Annotated in this window: 17 protein-coding genes; 3 read left to right on the top strand and 14 right to left on the bottom strand. The window is 58.8% G+C overall.

What is annotated here, in order from left to right:
• Positions 1 to 10: 10 nt before the first annotated feature.
• The 13 genes from NA645_RS10240 to sdhC form a co-directional block, all read right to left on the bottom strand.
• Positions 11 to 457: a PaaI family thioesterase gene (locus NA645_RS10240; RefSeq protein ID WP_131651538.1), complete on the bottom strand. Its 447-nt coding sequence runs from the start codon at positions 455 to 457 to the stop codon at positions 11 to 13.
• Entirely contained in the window at positions 454 to 912 is a 459-nt protein-coding gene (locus NA645_RS10235; RefSeq protein WP_256048700.1) for a PaaI family thioesterase, read from the bottom strand. The genes NA645_RS10240 and NA645_RS10235 overlap by 4 nt, the downstream gene beginning before the upstream one ends.
• 55 nt (positions 913 to 967) lie before the next feature.
• Positions 968 to 1,693: a DUF599 domain-containing protein gene (locus tag NA645_RS10230; protein WP_131651540.1), complete on the bottom strand. Its 726-nt coding sequence runs from the start codon at positions 1,691 to 1,693 to the stop codon at positions 968 to 970.
• Between the two features lie 83 nt (positions 1,694 to 1,776).
• Entirely contained in the window at positions 1,777 to 3,090 is a 1,314-nt protein-coding gene (brnQ, locus tag NA645_RS10225; RefSeq protein ID WP_256048699.1) for a branched-chain amino acid transport system II carrier protein, read from the bottom strand.
• A gap of 435 nt (positions 3,091 to 3,525) precedes the next feature.
• Positions 3,526 to 4,413 (bottom strand): succinate--CoA ligase subunit alpha, encoded by an 888-nt coding sequence (sucD, locus tag NA645_RS10220; protein ID WP_256048698.1) that lies wholly within the window; start codon positions 4,411 to 4,413, stop codon positions 3,526 to 3,528.
• On the bottom strand, positions 4,413 to 5,579 hold the full coding sequence (gene sucC / locus NA645_RS10215; RefSeq protein WP_256048697.1) for an ADP-forming succinate--CoA ligase subunit beta: 1,167 nt from the start codon (positions 5,577 to 5,579) through the stop codon (positions 4,413 to 4,415). Before sucC ends, sucD begins: the two co-directional genes overlap by 1 nt.
• 175 nt (positions 5,580 to 5,754) lie before the next feature.
• A complete protein-coding gene (gene lpdA, locus NA645_RS10210; RefSeq protein ID WP_131651544.1) occupies positions 5,755 to 7,191 on the bottom strand; it encodes a dihydrolipoyl dehydrogenase in 1,437 nt (478 codons plus the stop codon).
• 95 nt (positions 7,192 to 7,286) lie between these two features.
• Complete coding sequence (odhB, locus tag NA645_RS10205; protein WP_256048696.1) at positions 7,287 to 8,513, bottom strand: 2-oxoglutarate dehydrogenase complex dihydrolipoyllysine-residue succinyltransferase; 1,227 nt, start codon at positions 8,511 to 8,513, stop codon at positions 7,287 to 7,289.
• 69 nt (positions 8,514 to 8,582) lie between these two features.
• Positions 8,583 to 11,414: a 2-oxoglutarate dehydrogenase E1 component gene (locus tag NA645_RS10200; RefSeq protein WP_256048695.1), complete on the bottom strand. Its 2,832-nt coding sequence runs from the start codon at positions 11,412 to 11,414 to the stop codon at positions 8,583 to 8,585.
• A 291-nt stretch (positions 11,415 to 11,705) separates the two neighbouring features.
• The gene (locus NA645_RS10195) at positions 11,706 to 12,410 is read right to left on the bottom strand and encodes a succinate dehydrogenase iron-sulfur subunit (RefSeq protein ID WP_131651547.1); all 705 of its coding nucleotides are present in this window, start codon (positions 12,408 to 12,410) and stop codon (positions 11,706 to 11,708) included.
• Between the two features lie 10 nt (positions 12,411 to 12,420).
• Positions 12,421 to 14,193, bottom strand: a complete 1,773-nt coding sequence (sdhA, locus tag NA645_RS10190; RefSeq protein ID WP_256048694.1) for a succinate dehydrogenase flavoprotein subunit — start codon at positions 14,191 to 14,193, stop codon at positions 12,421 to 12,423.
• Positions 14,194 to 14,196: 3 nt separating this feature from the next.
• A complete protein-coding gene (gene sdhD, locus NA645_RS10185; protein WP_181104146.1) occupies positions 14,197 to 14,565 on the bottom strand; it encodes a succinate dehydrogenase, hydrophobic membrane anchor protein in 369 nt (122 codons plus the stop codon).
• The gene (gene sdhC, locus NA645_RS10180; RefSeq protein WP_131651550.1) at positions 14,559 to 14,933 is read right to left on the bottom strand and encodes a succinate dehydrogenase, cytochrome b556 subunit; all 375 of its coding nucleotides are present in this window, start codon (positions 14,931 to 14,933) and stop codon (positions 14,559 to 14,561) included. The genes sdhD and sdhC overlap by 7 nt, the downstream gene beginning before the upstream one ends.
• A gap of 361 nt (positions 14,934 to 15,294) precedes the next feature.
• Between sdhC and gltA the strand changes: the two genes are divergently transcribed.
• Positions 15,295 to 16,566, top strand: coding sequence for a citrate synthase (gene gltA, locus NA645_RS10175; RefSeq protein WP_131651551.1), 1,272 nt, complete (start codon positions 15,295 to 15,297; stop codon positions 16,564 to 16,566).
• Positions 16,567 to 16,893: 327 nt separating this feature from the next.
• Here gltA and NA645_RS10170 read toward each other — a convergent pair whose 3' ends face one another.
• On the bottom strand, positions 16,894 to 17,145 hold the full coding sequence (locus NA645_RS10170; protein WP_256048846.1) for a YkgJ family cysteine cluster protein: 252 nt from the start codon (positions 17,143 to 17,145) through the stop codon (positions 16,894 to 16,896).
• A gap of 455 nt (positions 17,146 to 17,600) precedes the next feature.
• Here NA645_RS10170 and NA645_RS10165 point away from each other — a divergent pair, with 455 nt between their 5' ends.
• Entirely contained in the window at positions 17,601 to 19,325 is a 1,725-nt protein-coding gene (locus NA645_RS10165) for a tannase/feruloyl esterase family alpha/beta hydrolase (protein WP_256048693.1), read from the top strand.
• Positions 19,326 to 19,669: 344 nt separating this feature from the next.
• Positions 19,670 to 19,927: OprD family outer membrane porin (locus tag NA645_RS10160; RefSeq protein ID WP_256048692.1), on the top strand; the 258-nt coding region annotated here is incomplete at its 3' end.

Genomic DNA, 19,927 nt, shown 5'->3' with positions numbered 1-19,927 from the left:
GCCAGACGTATCAGGGCTCGTTGACCTTGAAGTGACAACGTGCAGTGGCTATTGGCTCGGCCTGATTCGTTTGCCAGGCTGTCACGGCGACGTTGGCTACCCGACGCCCCTGACGCCAGACCTGGCATGCGGCAAAGGTGTCACGATAGTGACCGGCCCGAAGATAATCTATCGAGAAGTCGATGATTTTGGGCAAATGTGGGGCGCCCATGAACATCAACAGATGAAGCATCGCAGCATGCTCCATGAAGCCGGCAATCACGCCGCCGTGGATGGCCGGAAGCGTGGGATTACCGATGTTGTCCAGGTTCTTTGGCAGCCGGAACACCATCTCATCGCCCAACCGCAAACACTCGATGCCGATGAGCTTGGCATACGGCACCATTTGCAGCAGCGCATCGTAATTGTTGCTGGCGTGAGCTTCGCTGACCAACGCATCAAGATCCAGACGGCTCATCGAGGCACCTCCGGCGCAGGAACCGGGGCGTTCGTACCCATGCGCATGAATGCCCCGACGACGTGTGCGATCGGCTCGTTGATATTGCGTTGGTAGGCCACACCGCGCGTGAAGATTACCGTCGGCGTAACCCGATAGCATTCCGCAAAGCCGAACACATCGTGATTCGGTTCCGCCGGGTGCATGTAATCGATGCGCAGATCAAGCGTCGGACAGATTTCCAGTTCGGGTAGCGCACATGCCGTCGAGATACCGCAGGTCGTGTCCATGAGTGTAGTAATCGCCCCGCCGTGAACGCGCCCGCTTTCAGGGTCGCTAACGATCTTCTCGCTGTACGGAAGCCGCAGCGTGAGCCCTTTGGCATCGGCGTGCTCGACGCTCATGCCGAGGACTTGGCAGTGACGTAAAAAGGAAAGGAAGCGCTGGGTGCGCTCCAGTATCAGACTATCGCTCATGCGAACTCTCGAATGGAAAAAAGCCGAGCATATTAACCGGCTCGGTCGTGACGCTCTATTCCTTGGGAAGCTCGGCAGGCAAGGTTGGCGTAAATACCATCACCTTCAGCACGTCGGAATGGAATTCGCGCCGATAGAGGATCAACACGACGCCAGCCGTTACACCCATAAAGAACCAGGGATGGATGAACCACGCCAGCGTGGCCATGCCGAAATAATACGCACGCAGCCCGAAGTTGAATTGGTTGGCCGCCATCGAAATAACCCGGGCGGAGCGCTCGGCAAATGACTTGCGCTCCTGGTCGCTGACGTTGCGCTCACCGGCCATGGGCGCCGAGGCGACTAGCACAGCGGCGAAGTTGTACTGCCGCATGCACCAGCTGAAGGTAAAAAAGGCGTAGACGAAGACGACACCCAGTGAGAGCAGTTTGATTTCCGAAAGCCCTCGGCTCACTGGTTGCGCGAACGGCAAATCAGCCAGCAGCGAAACCGCTCTGTCCGAAGCGCCCAGCGCGGTGAGAATGCCCGCCAGGATAATCAGCGTACTGGATGCGAAGAAGCTGGCATTGCGCTCCAGATTGCCGATCACGTTCGCATCGGCGATTCGGTTGTCACGCATAAGCATGCGCTGCATCCAATCCTGACGGTAAAGATGCAGTACCGAGGCCAGGCAAGCCGTATCCCTGGCTCGCCAACTGGCGTACCGGGTATACCCGGCCCAACAGAGGATGAACCAGACCACAGCAATCAGGTGCGGCAGCAGATGACTCGGAATAGACATAACGCCTCCAAACACTCGCGCCTGATTATAGTCAGCCAATACCGACGCCTCGGTTCCCAGGTTTGCAGTTCCAGGTGCGCTCGTTAACGCTGGGCAGTCCGAGCGGTACCGAGCAGCCGATCGATCACAAATGCTATCGCCAGAGTGACCAGCACCGGCACCAGCCAACCCATGCTCTGCGCCGCCAGCGGCAACATAGTGAACATATCGGGAACCAGACTCGTGAAGCCGGCAGCCGAAAGACCATCCGCAACGCCGAAAACGAGAGTCACGGCCATCACCGGAACGAAAACACGGCTCGGCGAGACCCAGCAGCGGTCAAGCAGACTCAGCGCAACCAGCATGATCGCAAGCGGATAGAGTCCGACCAGCACCGGTACGGAAACGCTGATCAGCTGGGTCAGCCCCTGGTTCGACACCAACAGGCTAAACAGAGTGAACACGACCACCACCACACGGTAACTGACCGGAAGGAGACCGCTGAAATATTCGCCGCAGGCAGTTGTCAGTCCGACCGCAGTGGTCAGACACGCCAGCGTTATCACCACGGCCAACAACAAGCTGCCCGTAGTACCGAATGTGTGCTGCACGTAACTAGTGAGGATCTGCACACCGTTCTGCGCGTCGCCCGCGATGCCCTGGCTAGTTGCGCCAAGATAGAAAAGCGCCAGATAAACAAGCGAAAGCCCAACCGCTGCAATGGCTCCGGCAATCACTGAATAGCGTGTTATCAGTGCCGGCTCCGTCACACCTCGGTCGCGAATGGCGGTGGCGATAACGATGCCGAACACCAGCGCACCCAACGTATCCATCGTCAGATACCCTTCGAGAAAGCCCTTGAGTAATGGACCGTTGCGGTAGCTCTCAGCTGTGGTGCCGATTTCACCGGCTGGCGCGAAAAGAGCTGCCCCACCGAGAACCAGCAAAGCCGCAAGCAGCACCGGCGTAATGAATTTACCGACCCGATCAACCAGCTGACCGGGATTCAGTACGAGAAACAGCGTCGCAGCAAAAAACAACGCGGTGTAAACGAACAGCGGTATGGCCGAGTTTCCGGTGAACGGCGCCACGCCCATTTCGAAGGACACCACCGCTGTGCGCGGCGTCGCGAACAGCGGGCCGATAGCCAGATATACAGCAACGGCTAGCAGCGTTCCGGCACCCCGCCCCAGTGGCGCGGTTAGCCTGTCCATACCGCCGCCAACGCGCGCCAGTGCAATTACGGTGAGCAGCGGCAAGCCAACACCGGTCAACAAGAAACCCATCGCGGCGGGCCAGATGGAATGCCCGGCAGCCATACCGGCGCTGGGTGGGAAAATGATATTGCCAGCGCCGAGAAAGAGCGCGAATGTCATGAATCCAAGGGCCAGCAGATCCAGGCCTTTCAATCGAGTCATCGTTTATTACCACTGCAGGAGGTTCTGGTTTGAAGGACGCACCCAGGCGCATCCTTCCCGGCAAGCGGACAGTATCCGCCGAGCCACGCGAGAAAAAAGGACGCACCTTAATGGAATTCCCGCTCTAGAGCGACACTTTGCCAATTTTCGACGATGTTGCGCTGACAAAGCCAACCACTTCGCCCCGAGGCGACGGCACATAAACAGCCGAGCATTCGAAATCGGGAAAGCGCCCCGGCGAGTTCACGCCAGAAAACGGTTTCCGCTGAAAACCGCTAATGCCGTTGAGTTAATCGCTGCAGCTGACGCTACATGCTGTGCTTTGTTAGCCAGCTGACTAAGAGAGTCAGCTGCAACCAGCTGCAATTGCAGGACTCTGGAAACAAAAATGCCAGTCAGACAGCCTGACTGGCATCTCGTGTCGCGGCTCAAGGATCAGCCTTGCTTGACTGCCCAACCGGTTAGTTCTGCAAGCGCTTTGCCAATATCGGCAAGCGAGCGGACGGTCTTGACACCGGCATCCTGCAGCGCAGCGAACTTCTCGTCAGCGGTACCCTTGCCACCGGAGATGATCGCACCGGCATGCCCCATACGCTTGCCAGCAGGAGCAGTCACACCGGCAATGTAGGAAACGACCGGCTTGGTGACGTTGGCCTTGATGTAGGCTGCGGCTTCTTCCTCGGCGGAGCCACCGATTTCACCGATCATCACGATCGCTTCGGTCTGTGGATCTTCCTGGAACAGCTTGAGGATGTCGATGAAGGTCGAGCCTGGAATCGGGTCGCCACCGATGCCGACGCAGGTGGACTGACCGAAACCAGCGTCAGTGGTCTGCTTGACCGCTTCGTAAGTCAGGGTGCCGGAACGTGAAACGATACCGACCTTGCCTGGTAGGTGGATGTGGCCAGGCTGGATGCCGATCTTGCATTCGCCGGGAGTGATCACGCCCGGGCAGTTCGGGCCGATCAGGCGCACACCCAGCTCATCACACTTGATCTTCACTTCAAGCATGTCGAGGGTCGGGATGCCCTCGGTAATGCAGACGATCAGCTTGATACCACCGAATGCCGCTTCGAGGATGGAATCCTTGCAGAATGGCGCCGGTACGTAGATAACGGATGCCTCGGCACCAGTCGCCTGCACCGCTTCCTTGACGGTGTTGAATACCGGGAGGCCGAGGTGAGTAGTGCCCCCTTTGCCCGGCGTGACGCCGCCAACCATCTTGGTGCCGTATTCGATAGCCTGTTCGGAGTGGAAGGTGCCCTGCGAACCGGTAAAGCCCTGGCAGATGACCTTGGTGTCTTTATTGATCAGGACGCTCATTATTTGCCCTCCGCGGCTTTGACGACTTGAATGGCCGCATCGGTCAGGCTGGTCGCGCCGATGATGTTCAGACCACTTTCACCCAGCATCTTGGCGCCAAGTGCGGCATTGTTGCCTTCCAGGCGAACGACCACCGGCACCTTCACGCCGACTTCCTTGACCGCACCGATGATGCCTTCAGCGATCATGTCGCAGCGGACGATGCCACCGAAGATGTTGACCAGAACAGCGGCAACGTTTTCGTCGGAAAGAATGATCTTGAATGCCTCGGTAACGCGCTCTTCGGTAGCGCCGCCGCCCACGTCGAGGAAGTTGGCTGGCTTGCCGCCGTGCAGGTTGACAATGTCCATGGTTCCCATGGCCAGGCCAGCACCGTTGACCATGCAGCCAATGTTGCCATCGAGCGCCACGTAGTTCAGCTCCCACTTGGCCGCGTGGGCTTCGCGTGGATCATCCTGGGAAGGATCCTGCATGCCGCGCAGCTTCGGCTGGCGGTAGATGGCGTTGCTGTCGATGTTCAGCTTGGCGTCCAGGCAGTGCAGGTTACCGTCTTTTTTGATGACCAGCGGGTTGACTTCCAGCAGCGCCAGGTCGTAATCGACGAAAAGCTTGCCCAGGCCTACGAAGATATGCACGAACTGCTTGACCTGATCGCCTTTCAAGCCCAGCTGGAACGCCAGCTCGCGGCCCTGGAACGGCTGAGCGCCGACCAGCGGATCGATCGTGGCCTTGAGGATTTTTTCAGGGGTATCGTGAGCGACCTTTTCGATGTCCACGCCACCTTCGGTGGACGCCATGAACACGATGCGGCGGGTGGCGCGATCGACCACGGCGCCCAGATACAGCTCCTTGTCGATGTCAGTGCAGGCTTCGACGAGAATCTTGCTGACCGGCTGGCCGTTGGCGTCGGTCTGGTAAGTCACCAGACGCTTGTCCAGCCACTGTTCGGCGAATGCACGGGCTTCGTCCTTGCTGCGTACCAGCTTGACACCACCCGCTTTGCCGCGACCACCAGCATGGACCTGGGCTTTGACTACCCACTCGGTGCCACCGATCTGGTCACAGGCTTCCGCCGCTTCCTTCGGGCTATCGACTGCGTAACCTTTGGAAACTGGCAATCCGTACTCAGCAAACAGTTGCTTACCCTGATATTCGTGAAGATTCATCTTAGCTACCGTTCGGTTTGATGTGCATCAGACGTTGCATGTATGCCGCGTCGCCTCAAGTCGCTGAAAACTATCGAGAACACCTTTCAGAGACCTGTCATACCTTGCGTGAAGGTATCGACGGATTGCGTTGTGCCGATGGAACAATGCAATCCGTCTTTTTACCGCGGCGCTATCAGCGCTTCTTGCGGTTGGCAATGTGGATGGCGTGGCCATTCACCGCCAATGCTGCTTCGTGCAGCGCTTCGGACATGGTCGGGTGCGAGAACACCATCATGCCTAGGTCCTCGGCACTGGTGCCGAACTCCATACCGATTGCGCCCTGCTGAACCAGTTCCGCCGCAGCCGGCCCCATCACATGCACACCGAGAACACGGTCGGTCTTGGCATCAGCGATCACCTTGACCAGACCAGCGGTGTCGTTGGCGGCCATTGCACGGCCGCTCGCGGCGAACGGGAAAGTACCGACATTGATTTCCACGCCCTCGCCTTTCAGCGCCTGCTCGGTCTTACCGACCCACGCGATTTCCGGATGGGTATAGATGACCGAGGGAACCAGGTCGTAGTTCATTTGCGACTTGTGTCCGGCGATACGCTCGGCAACCATCACGCCCTCTTCCGAGGCCTTGTGGGCGAGCATGGCGCCACGTACCACGTCACCGATGGCGTAAACGCCGGGAACGCTGGTAGCGCAATAGTCGTCGACGAAGATGAAGCCACGCTCGTCCATGTCGACGCCGGCATCGGCAGCCAGCAGATCGGTGGTGACCGGACGACGCCCAACCGCAACGATCAGCTTGTCGAAGGTCTGCTGCTGCTCACCTTCGGCGTTAGTGAAGTTGACGGTAACCTGGTCGCCCTTGACTTCGGAACCAGTGACGCGTGCGCCCAACAGGATTTTCAGACCCTGCTTGCTCAGAACCTTGAAAGCTTCCTTGGAAATCTGCTCGTCAGCGGCTGGCAGGAACTTGTCCATCGCTTCGAGCACGGTGACTTCAGCGCCCAAACGAGCCCATACCGAGCCCAGTTCCAGACCGATCACGCCGGCGCCGATGACGCCCAGCTTGGCTGGAACGCTCTGGAAATCCAGCGCGCCGGTGGAATCGACAATGGTGTTCTGGTCGACAGGTGCGGGCGGAATGTCCACCGGCTTGGAGCCCGAGGCCAAAATGACGTTCTCGGCCGCCAGCGTTTCGGTACTACCGTCGAGTTTGGTGACTTCGACCTGCTTGCCGCTGAGCAGCTTGCCATGGCCTTCAAAAACGGTGACGCCATTGGCTTTCAACAGCCCCGCAACGCCGCCGGTGAGGTTCTTAACGATCTGGTCCTTGCGGGCCACCATGGTCGGAACGTCCATCTTGACGTCGCCAGTGCTGATACCGTGAACCTTGAAGCTCTCGTGGGCCTCATGGAACTTGTAGGAACTGTCCAGCAGCGCCTTGGAAGGAATGCAACCCACGTTCAGGCAGGTGCCGCCCAGTGCGGTTTTGCCTTCCTTGCCCTGATATTTTTCGATGCAGGCGGTTTTCAGACCCAACTGAGCGGCGCGAATCGCTGCTACATAACCGCCGGGGCCGGCCCCGATGACGACGACGTCGAATTTCTGGCTCATTACGAATCCTCTTTAAGCAAAGCTACAAGCTGCAAGCTACAGATCGAACGGGCTGCTATCACGTAGCAGCTCGCGACCTGCAGCTGCGGCTGCTATTAGATGTCCAGCAGCAGACGGGCCGGATCTTCCAGCAGGTTCTTGATGGTCACCAGGAAGCTGACCGCTTCCTTACCGTCGATCAAGCGATGATCGTAGGACAGCGCCAGATACATCATCGGACGGATGACTACCTGACCATTGATGGCCATCGGGCGCTGCAGGATGTTGTGCATACCCAGGATCGCGGCCTGCGGCGGATTGACGATAGGCGTCGACATCATCGAACCGAACGTACCACCGTTGGTGATGGTGAAGGTGCCGCCAGTCATTTCGTCGATCGACAGCTTGCCGTCGCGGGCCTTCTTGCCGAACGTGGCGATGCCGCTTTCGACTTCAGCCAGGTTCATCAGTTCGGCATTACGCAGGACCGGCACGACTAAACCACGGTCGCTGGAGACGGCCACGCCAATGTCCTGATAGCCGTGGTAAACGATGTCGGTGCCGTCGATCGATGCGTTGACTGCCGGGAAGCGCTTCAGCGCCTCGACAGACGCCTTGACGAAGAAGGACATGAAGCCCAGGCGCACTCCATTGTGGGTCTTCTCGAACAGATCCTTGTACTTCGAACGCAGGGCCATGATTTCGGTCATGTCGACTTCGTTGAAGGTAGTCAGCATCGCCATGTTCGACTGTGCTTCGACCAGACGCTCGGCAACCTTGGCGCGCAGGCGAGTCATCGGGACGCGCTTCTCGGTGCGATCACCGGCGGCAGTAACGACGGGCGCGGTAGCAGCTGCAGCGGGCTTGGCGGCAGCGGCGGGTGCGGACTTCTTGGCTTCGATGGCAGCAACCAGATCTTCCTTGGTGACGCGACCGTCTTTGCCAGTGCCCTTGACGCTGTTGGGATCAATGCCATTTTCTTCGGCGAGCTTGCGCGCGGCCGGAGCGAGGATGGCATCTTCACCGCCCGCGGCAGGTGCCGGCGCAGCAGCAGGGGCAGCGGCCTGAGCCGGGGCTGCAGCAGGCGAAGACGCGGCGGCGGTAGCGCCAGCATCCAGCTTGCCGAGCAGCTCGCCGCTCAGTACGGTGTCGCCCTCATTCTTGACGATTTCGCTCAGTACGCCATCCGCCTCGGCCAGTACTTCCATCACGACCTTGTCGGTCTCGATGTCGACGATCAGTTCGTCGCGCTTGACTGCATCGCCCGGCTGCTTGTGCCAGGTAGCAACGGTGCCGTCAGCAACCGATTCAGGAAATTGAGGGGCTTTGATCTCGATAGCCATTAGCTGGGGTCCTATTTGATTCGGTTTCTACATCGAGGCCGCGGTTTTCGCGGCCTCTTGCAAGAATGATTAAACGGTGAAGGCGTCCTGCAGCAGTTTCTCCTGCTGTTCGGCGTGCATGGATGCATAGCCGACCGCAGGCGCAGCAGAAGCTTCACGACCCGCGTACTGCAGGAAGAGCTCCTTCTTGTGCGCGACGGCAACACGACGCATGTGGTGCTGGCTGCAATACCATGCGCCCTGGTTCATCGGTTCTTCCTGACACCAGACGATGCTCTTGAGGTTCTGGTACGGCGCAAGCACTTCGGCCAGATCCTCTTCCGGGAACGGGTACAGCTGCTCGAGACGAACGATCGCGATATCCTCGCGGCCTTCGTTACGACGCTTGTCCAGCAAATCGTAGTAGACCTTGCCGCTGCACATGATCAGTCGTTCGACCTTGCTCGGCTCGATCTGATCGATTTCCGGGATCACGGTCAGGAACGAGCCCTGGGTCAGTTCCTCCAGCGTAGAGGTCGCCAGCTTGTGACGCAGCAACGACTTCGGCGTCAGGGCCACCAGCGGCTTGCGCAGCGGGCGGATCGCCTGACGACGCAGCATGTGGTAGACCTGTGCCGGCGTAGTCGGTACGCACACCTGGATGTTGTGCTCGGCGCACAGCTGCAGATAGCGTTCCAGACGTGCTGACGAATGCTCAGGCCCCTGCCCTTCATAGCCGTGCGGCAACAACATGGTCAGGCCGCAAAGACGGCCCCATTTGTGCTCGCCGCTGGTGATGAATTGGTCGATGACGACCTGCGCACCGTTGGCGAAGTCGCCGAACTGAGCTTCCCAAACCACCAGCGCGTTGGGCATGGTCGTGGCGTAACCGTATTCGAACGCAAGCACCGCTTCTTCGGACAGGAAGGAGTCGTACAGGTCGAAGCGCGGCTGTCCTTCATAGAGATGCTGCAACGGAATATAGGTGCTGCCATCCTTCTGGTTGTGCAGCGCCGCATGGCGGTGCGAGAAGGTACCGCGACCGACGTCCTGACCGCTGATGCGCACCGGATGGCCTTCGAACAACAAGGTCGCATAAGCCAGTGTCTCAGCGTAGCCCCAGTTAATCGCCAGCGCGCCAGCACCCATCTTCTGACGGTCTTCGAGAATCTTCGAAACCTGGCGTTGAACAACAAAACCTTCGGGAGTAGCCAGCATTTTGCTGGACAGTTCCTGCAGGGCTTTCAGGTCGAAACGGGTATCGTGGCGCGCGGTCCAGGCATGACCCAAATATGGGCGCCAGTCGACGAAGAGCTCCTTGTTGGGCTCTTTGACCAAGCTCTTGACCACATGCAAGCCATTGTCTAGCGCGGTGCGATATTCATCGACCTTTGCCTGCACCTGCGCATCTTCCAGCACCTTCGACTGCATCAGCGAATCGGCATACAGCTCACGGGTGGTGCGCTGCTTGGCGATCTTCTGATACATCAGCGGCTGAGTACCGCTCGGCTCGTCGGCCTCGTTGTGACCACGACGACGGTAGCAGATCAAGTCGATGACGATGTCCCGCTTGAACTGCATGCGGTAATCGACAGCCAACTGCGTAACGAACAGAACAGCCTCTGGATCATCCGCGTTCACATGGAAGATCGGCGCCTGGATCATCTTCGCAACGTCGGTCGCGTACTCGGTGGAGCGCGCGTCTTCCTGCTTGTTCGTCGTGAAGCCGACCTGGTTGTTGATCACGATGCGGATGGTGCCGCCGGTCCGATAGGCTCGGGTCTGCGACATCTGGAAGGTTTCCATGACCACGCCCTGGCCAGCGACCGCCGCATCACCATGGATGGTTACCGGAAGCACCTTGTCGCCTACCGAATCAGAACGACGGTCCTGACGCGCACGAACGGAACCTTCGACTACCGGGGAAACGATTTCCAGGTGAGACGGGTTGAAAGCCATCGCCAGATGGATTTCGCCACCTGGCGTCATCACGTTCGAGGAAAAGCCCTGGTGGTACTTAACGTCGCCTGAGCTGAGACCTTCGACCTTCTTGCCTTCGAATTCATCGAACAGGTCGCGCGGGTTCTTGCCGAAGGTATTGACCAGCACGTTAAGACGGCCGCGGTGGGCCATGCCGATGACGATTTCCTTTGTGCCGTACGAACCGGAACGCTGAATGATCTCGTCGAGCAGCGGAATCAGACTCTCGCCGCCTTCCAAGCCGAAGCGTTTAGTGCCCGGATACTTGGTGCCCAGGTACTTTTCAAGGCCCTCGGCAGCAGTCAGACGCTCGAGCAGATGGCTTTTGATTTCCGACGAGAAGACGGGACGCCCACGGACGCTTTCCAGGCGCTGGATGAACCAGTTGCGCTGATCGGAATCGACGATATGGGTAAATTCGGCACCGATGGTGCGGCAATAAGTCTCTTGCAACGCCTGCTGAATTTCCCGCAATGTCGCCTGATCCCTGCCCATGGCAAGGTCACCAGTGCGGAAAACCGTATCCAGGTCGGCATCGGTCAAAGCGTAGTTGTTGATGGCAAGATCAGCCGGAGCCGGGCGCTGCTGCAAGCCGAGCGGATCGAGCTGTGCAGCCTGATGCCCACGCATCCGGTATGCCTGTATCAGACGCAGGACTTCGACCTGCTTCTTCTCATGCTCGCTACTGACGCTGCCTGCCGAAACAGGCTGTGCGCGACGCTGGTTCTTGGCCAGCAGGACGAAGTGATCGCGAATCGTCGAATGCGACACATCGGCCGTAGCGCCGCCACTGATGGGCAACTTCTGGAAGTAAGTGCGCCACTCTTCGGGCACAGCGTTGGGATCGTGCAGGTAGAGCTCATAAAGCTCTTCCACATAGGCAGCGTTACCACCGGATAGGTGGGCACTGTCCCACATGCGCTGCATTACGCTTTCTTGCATGTCTGGTCACCTTCGATAAGGAGACACCACCAGCGTGGAGACCGCAGCATGACTTCCCAAGTTCTGAAGCAGCGACCCAGGTAAAGCCACTACGGACCGCGCAGATAGTTTCCGAGAACCACCCCGGATGCTCCTGCTGGTCATCAAATTTTCAGAGCGAAATCCCGGCTTTGTGGGCTGAGATTCCTACTAAGACTACGGCGCCGTCGTTGGAACTTCGGCGCCGTAGGTGTCGCGGTAAAGCATTAGGGGCCTACGGTCACGCAAGTAACCGTGGCCACCCTTGGCACGTCAGGTTGCACTCTGCAACAGCATGTTCCGCACATGACCAATCGCCTTGGTCGGGTTCAACCCTTTAGGGCAAACACTTACGCAGTTCATGATGCCGCGGCAGCGGAACACACTGAACGGATCGTCCAGCGCAGTCAGACGGTTCTCAGTCTCGGTGTCGCGGCTATCGGCCAGGAAGCGGTAGGCCTGAAGCAGCGCAGCCGGGCCAAGGAACTTGTCCGGATTCCACCAGAAGGACGGGCAGCTGGTCGAGCAGCAAGCGCACAGAATGCACTCGTACAGACCGTCAAGCTTTTCCCGATCTTCCGGACTCTGCAGACGTTCGATAGCCGGAGCAGGCGTATCGTTCATCAGATAAGGACGAACCTTCTCGTACTGCTTATAGAAGATGCCCATATCGACGGCCAAGTCACGAATAACTGGCAAACCAGGCAGCGGGCGAACCACCAGCTTGTTGCCCTTGACCACGGCCGACAGCGGAGTGATGCAGGCCAGGCCATTCTTGCCGTTCATGTTCATGCCATCGGAGCCACAGACTCCTTCGCGGCAGGAACGACGATAGGAGAAACCTTCGTCCTGTTCCTTGACGAGTGCCAAGACGTCGAGAACCATCAGATCTTTACCATCGGTATTGATCTGGAAGTCCTGCATGTATGGCTTTTCGTCTTTATCCGGGTTGTAGCGATAAACGCTCACTTGCAACATATCGGCGACCTCAGTAAGTCCGGACCTTGGGTTCGAAAGTCGGAACTGTCTTCGGAGAGAAGTTCACGGCACGCTTGGCTACACGCTTCTCACCTGGGAAGTACAGGGTGTGGCACAGCCAGTTTTCATCGTCACGCTCTTCGTAATCTTCACGAGCATGCGCACCGCGGGATTCTTTGCGGTTTTCAGCAGCAATGGCAGTCGCTTCGGCAACTTCCAGCAGATTCTGAAGTTCCAGCGCCTCGATACGCGCGGTATTGAACGCCTGGCTCTTGTCAGAAATCTTGACAGTAGCGATACGCTGACGCAGATCAGCCAACTGGGCGATGCCCTTCTGCATATATTCGCCAGTACGGAACACACCGAAGTAGTTTTGCATGCAGCTTTGCAGTTCTTTACGCAGCGAAGCGACATCCTCACCAGCAGTCCGCTCGTTCAGACTGGCCAGGCGATTCAGCGCCACGTCCAAATCGGTTTCCGTAGCACCGCGATGCTCGATACCGTCCTTCAGCGCCTTTTCCAAATGCAGACCAGCCGCACGGCCGAATACGACCAGATCCAGCAGCGAGTTGCCGCCCAGACGGTTGGCGCCATGCACGGATACGCACGCCACTTCGCCTACGGCAAACAAGCCATCGATAATCTTGTCATTGCCGTTGGCATCCTGAGTTATTGCCTGACCGTGGATATTGGTGGCGATACCGCCCATCATGTAATGGCAGGTCGGAACAACAGGAACCGGAGCTGTAACAGGATCAACGTGAGCGAAGGTCTTGGATAGCTCGCAGATGCCCGGCAGGCGGCTGTGCAGCACTTCTTCGCCGAGGTGATCAAGCTTGAGCATCACATGATCGCCGTCCGGGCCACAGCCGTTGCCAGCCAGGATTTCCTTGACCATCGAGCGAGCAACCACGTCACGACCTGCAAGATCCTTGGCGTTCGGAGCATAACGCTCCATGAAGCGCTCGCCGTGCTTATTGATCAGGTAACCACCCTCACCTCGGCAACCTTCGGTCACCAGCACGCCAGCACCGGCGATACCGGTCGGGTGGAACTGCCACATTTCGATGTCCTGAACCGGCACACCGGCACGCAGCGCCATACCGATACCGTCACCGGTATTGATCAGGGCGTTGGTGGTGGACGCATAGATACGACCCGCACCACCGGTAGCCAGAACCACGGCCTTGGAGCGAATGTAGACGGTTTCGCCGTTCTCGATGCAAATCGCGATGATGCCGACGATGGCACCATCCTGGTTTTTCACCAGGTCGACGCCGTACCACTCGTTAAGGAAGGAGGTGCCGGCTTTCAGGTTGGCCTGATAGAGCGTATGCAGCAGCGCGTGACCGGTACGGTCGGCCGCAGCACAGGTCCGAGCAGCCTGACCGCCCTTGCCGTAGTCCTTGGACTGGCCACCAAACGGACGCTGGTAGATACGACCCTGCTCGGTACGAGAGAACGGCAGCCCCATGTGCTCCAGCTCGAACACCGCTTCAGGGCCAACGGAACACATGTATTCGATAGCGTCCTGGTCGCCGATGTAATCGGAACCCTTGACGGTATCGTACATATGCCAACGCCAATCATCGTTCGGGTCGGCCGAAGCGATAGCGCAGGTGATGCCACCCTGAGCGGAAACGGTATGCGAGCGAGTCGGGAATACCTTGGTCACCACCGCAGTTTTGTGGCCGCCTTGGGCCAGCTGCAGCGCGGCGCGCATGCCCGCGCCACCGCCACCAATAATGATGGCGTCATAAGAAAGAGTACGAATGCTAGCCATGGATCAGATACCCCAAAGAATCTGCACACCCCAGACGAAGAATGTGAACATGGCGATGCCACACACTGCCTGGAAGAGGAAACGCACACCGGTAGCCCACTTACCGATTGCCATGTTGGTCAGGTAGTCAGTGGAAATGGTCCACATACCAACCCATGCATGCACACTCAGGGCGACCAGCGCCAGCAGACTGAAGATACGCATCCAGCTGGACGAGAAGAGTCCCTGCCACTGAGCGTATTCCAGCCCCGGATTCACAAGCAGATATCCGATCAGAAAAATGAAATAAGCCGCGAGAACCACCGCAGAGACGCGCTGAGCCATCCAGTCGTACAGGCCCGAACGCGAGAAGTTCGTGACGTTAGTTACCATATCCAGACTCCCGCCAGAACGATCAGCACCGCGGAAACGGCCAGAACGATTTTCGAGCCCAGCTTGCCGCCTTCCAGCGTCTCACCATGCCCGGTGTCCATGATCAGGTGACGCACACCAGCCACCAGGTGATATAGCAATGCAGAAAGCAGCGCCCAGATCACCAGCTTGGCTAGCGGACTGCTGATATACGCTTTCACTTCTTCGAAGCCTTCGGCAGAAGAAAGCGAGACATCCAGCGCAAGCAGCAGAATGGCCACACCAACAAACAGTATCACGCCGGAAATGCGGTGAAGGATTGAGGTGTAGGCAGTGATTGGGAGCTTTATTGTCCTAAGATCTAGGTTTACAGGTCGTTGGCTTTTCACGGCTTTTTTTCACACTTGAGAGCCCCCGAAAACGCAGGGCAGTTGTTGGGAAGAGCACGCAGCGGTACCCGCCACCCACGAGTGACAACCCACAGGAAACTGCCTGTTAGGCCCCTGCCGGTCGGTCGCCGATTATAAACAGTTAGGTCGCTAATGACAATGTGGTGAAGTGCCACTAAAGGCGGATGGCGCCCCTGATTACTAATGCCGTAAATAGCATCTTCTGGTTGCGAATTCACCCGTAAAAGCCCTCTGTAACAGGGAGCCCGCGCAAATTGACTTTGAGATTTATCTCACTATAGTGATGCGGGCCCTGCGTGGGGGGCCATGATGATTCCAAGCATAAAACAGGAGGCCATACATGGCTGACAACAAAGCGCAGTTGATCATCGAAGGCGCAGACGCCATCGAACTGCCCGTTCTAACCGGCACCGTAGGGCCTGACGTAATCGATGTTCGAGGCTTGACCTCCACGGGTCGTTTCACCTTCGATCCCGGCTTCATGTCCACCGCCTCTTGCGAATCCAAGATCACCTACATCGACGGTGACAAAGGCGTTCTGCTGCATCGCGGCTACCCGATCGAACAACTGGCCGAAAAAGCAGATTATCTCGAGACCTGCTACCTCCTGCTGAATGGCGAATTGCCTACCGCCGAGGAAAAGGCGAAGTTCATCAGCACCGTGCAAAACCATACGATGGTTCACGAGCAGCTCAAGTCTTTCCTTAATGGCTTCCGTCGCGATGCACACCCCATGGCCATCATGTGTGGCGTTGTCGGTGCGCTGTCGGCTTTCTATCACGACTCGCTGGACATCAACGACCCGAAGCATCGCGAAATTTCAGCGGTGCGCCTGGTCGCCAAGATGCCGACACTGGCCGCCATGGTTTACAAATACTCCATGGGTCAGCCGATGATGTATCCGCGCAACGACCTGAACTACGCTGAAAACTTCCTTCACATGATGTTCAACACACCTTGTGAAGTGAAGCCGATCAGCCCGGTGCTGGCTAAGGCCATGGATCGCATCTTTATTCTGCACGCCGATCACGAGCAGAACGCTTCTACCTCTACCGTCCGCCTTGCAGGCTCCACCGGCGCCAACCCATTCGCCTGTATTGCGGCTGGCATTGCAGCGCTCTGGGGCCCGGCACACGGCGGCGCCAACGAAGCCGTGCTCACCATGCTGGACGAAATCGGCGACGTATCGAACATCGAGAAGTTCCTGGCCAAGGCCAAGGACAAGAATGATCCATTCAAGCTGATGGGCTTCGGCCACCGCGTCTACAAGAACTTCGACCCGCGCGCCAAGGTCATGAAGCAGACCTGCGACGAAGTGCTGGGTGAGCTGGGCATCAACGATCCGCAACTCGAACTGGCTATGAAGCTGGAAGAGATCGCGCTGAACGATCCCTACTTCGCCGAGCGCAACCTGTACCCGAACGTCGACTTCTACTCCGGCATCATCCTCAAGGCGATCGGCATTCCGACCAGCATGTTCACGGTGATCTTCGCCCTGGCACGCACTGTCGGCTGGATTTCGCATTGGAAAGAAATGATCGCATCCGGCCAGAAGATCGGACGCCCGCGTCAGCTGTACACCGGCCACCCGCAGCGCGATCTACCTCGCTGAGTTGTTAGCTGGAAATACAGTCCAAGACTGCTAACGAACCCCGCCAAATCGGCGGGGTTTCGTTTTTCTGGGCAATAAATTGTTGTCTCCCCCAGCCTGGTCTGCACGCTAGACCACTCGCCGCTGCTTCAGAGCGCCAATTAGGTAGCGGCCTCACACGGGATCTAATGGCAAGCGCTGTGGCCAAGGGCTGCACCGAATTGTAGGAGGCGCGCCCTCGCGGCGAATCCGGACCAAATGGCCAAACAAGGCCAAGGGAAGACACTCCAAGCATCGGTATCGGCGTAACCAGGCGGGAGCGCAAGAACGATCAAGCCGGTCAACAGATCAGGCGGTCGCCTGCTCCAGCCAGCCAAGCAATCGAATCGCATCATCCCGATCATCGCCACAGACACTACGATCGGCCTTGAAAGCAGCACAAACAGCCGGCCGTGCAGGATGACCAAACAGCCCGCACAGATTCGAATCGGAAAGATGCAAACAACGCGCTCCAGCCGGCTTACCGAAAGGCATGCCAGGAATAGGCGAACTGATCGAAGGGGCAATACAGCAGGCACCACAACCGGGGCGGCAATTCATTCCAATGTTCCGAAATGAAAAAAACGGGCGGCGATAATAATCGTTGCCTGGGCAGAAGCACCAGAGGTGCCGGAAGCTTGCTCGGCGAACTGCATCCAATAGGGCTTCCTGCCACCCGCTAGGCGGGAACCGATTGCTCTTGGCACCGCACCGCCGGACAGTCCGGACTGCAAGACAGACTGTCCATTCACGCAGACATTTACAGCTCGTCATGTCGCTTCCGCTGGACAGCGATCCGCACTGACGAGCACCCGAACCAATTTCATCATCATCGAGCTAGAGCGGCGCGACACCAGACGATCGACCGGCTATCGGGAGCTGAGCCTCAGCGCCTGCGCCTGGCACGCGTTTGGCTCCGCCTGATGCGCCTGGCCGCTGCCGTATTCTTTCGCCCGGGCGCACTCGCCTCGTGGCGTCTGCCGCGGGCACGACAACAACAAGAAGAAGGAAGCCCCATGAAAGCACTCCGTGCAACCTACGCACGCCGCTCGGCGGCGTCGCGTCTGCTGCTTGCCGCACCCGCCCTGCTGGCAGCGGCGATTGCCCAACCCACGCTCGCCGCCAGTTGCAACGAACTGGCCGGCGCCAAGATTCCCAGCGCGGCGATCGCATTGCCTACCTCCGGTGCCAAGGTCACCTCCGCCACCCTGATGCCGGGCGGTGGCAGCGCGCCGCAGACATTCGGCGCGCATTGCGACCTGAACGTGGAAATCGCCCCGATCGATCCGAGCGCACCGACAATCAAGATGCGCATCGTCCTGCCGGAGCAATGGAACAACAAAGCGATGATGTACGGCGGTGGCGGCTACAACGGTACCGTCCCCAACGTGGCGGGCAACGTCCCGGCCGGGCCGGTCGACCAGCCGACGCCGCTGGGCCGTGGCTATGCCGTATTTGCCAGCGACTCGGGGCACGTTGCCAATCCGGTCAATCCTGGCGATTTCGCCTGGAACGACGAAGCGTTGGCCAATTACGCCCACGATGCGCTGAAGAAAACCCGCGACACCGCGATGTACCTGATCGAACAGCGTTACAGTCGCCAGCCGCTGCACAGCTATTTTGCCGGCGGCTCGACCGGCGGCCGCGAGGCCTTGGCCGTGGTGCAGCAGTGGCCGAAGGATTTCCAGGGCGCCATCGTCCTTTACCCGGCCTACAACGCGGCAGCGCTGGATCTGCAGTTCGGCCGTATCACCAGAGCCTTAGCCGCTCCCGGTGCCTTTCCCAACCTGGAGAAACGCGCGGCATTGCTGGAAGCGTCGATGCAGGCCTGCGACGAGCTGGACGGCGCACGTGACCGGGTGATCAGCAATCAGGCGGCCTGCAACGCCCGGTTCGATCCCGCCAAGGCCAAGCTCAACGGCCGTCCGCTGCGCTGCCGTGGCGGAGCCGATACCGGCAACGACTGCCTGTCAGATGCGCAGATCAAGGCGCTCAGGGTGTTCGACACGCCCATCCGCTTCAGCCGGCCGCTGGCCAGCGGCGAGCGCGGCTACCCCGGCTTCAATACCTGGGGCACCGATCTCGGACGTCCGGGTGAAGGGTTGCAACTGGTGGTCAATCGGCTGGGCTTGAACACCCTGCAGCCGGACTATCCGATGCCCGTGCACGGCACCGGTTTCGTCGAGGGAGCGCCTTATCATTCGGGATTCTGGGATGAGTGGGTGCGCTACTTCGTCACCCGCAATCCGGCGTTCAACTCGCTAACGCTGGACCCAACCAACCTGGGGCCCTGGCAGGCAAGAGTCGATGCACTGTCGCTGCGCCAGGACGTCAACCAGACCGATCTCTCGGCCTTCTCCGCCAATGGCGGCAAGATTCTCATGGCCCACGGCACCTCGGATCAGCTGGTCAGCACCCGCGCGACAGCCGAGTACTACCAGCGCGTGCAGCGGGACATGGGCGTCGGAAAGACACGGCGATTCATGCGGTACTACGAAATCCCCGGCTATGCCCATGCGGCCAGCACGGTATTCAACGCCGCCTGGGATTCCCTGACGACGCTTGAGAATTGGGTCGAACGAGGCATCGTGCCCAAACGGCAGATCGTCACCGACACCGCCGCGGTGCCACGTCGTACCCGTCCTCTGTGCGAATACCCGGCCTGGCCGAAATACGTTAGCAAGCGCGACGTGAACAAGGCCTCGAGCTTCGTCTGCGTGAAAAGCCGGAAAGGCTGGTAAATGACGCGTGGGATGGGTGCAAGCCCATCCCACTGTTGATGTCGCGATGTCCTGCTGACATTGCAGACGTCCGGTCCGCTGGACATGAACGGCCCGCCATTCAGTACATGTCCAGCGTGGCGGACAACGTGGTTCGCCTCTGACCCTCGCGGCATCTGCCGGACTAAACCGCCCGCCGCCTCTGGCTCGCTTGTTTCGGATTCTTTTTGCCTGGTTCGTCAGGACTGGCACGGCATTCGCTCAACAAGCTTCATCGTTCGCCAGACAGGCGCAGACCTGGAACGAACGAATTCACCCTCTGATTCATCCGCAACGCTGCACCCATAACAACAAGAGGAAGCACCATGCAACATGACCGCAAGACCATCTGCCAACTGCTATGCGCAGGCGCCGCACTGAGCATCGCCGGACCGGCCAGCGCGGCTTTCTTCGACGACAGCAAGGCAGCTGTCGAGCTGCGCAACTTCTACATGAACCGAGACTTTCGCACCGGCACTGCGCCATCTAAGGCCGAGGAGTGGGCTCAGGGCTTCATTCTGAAATTCGAGTCCGGCTACACCGAAGGTCCGATCGGTTTTGGTGTCGATGCCCTCGGCCTGCTT

This window comes from Stutzerimonas stutzeri, assembly GCF_024448955.1.
GTDB lineage: Bacteria > Pseudomonadota > Gammaproteobacteria > Pseudomonadales > Pseudomonadaceae > Stutzerimonas > Stutzerimonas stutzeri_AQ.
The sequence above is the reverse complement of the archived record's forward strand: the minus strand, read 5'-3'. Positions and strand labels throughout refer to the sequence as shown.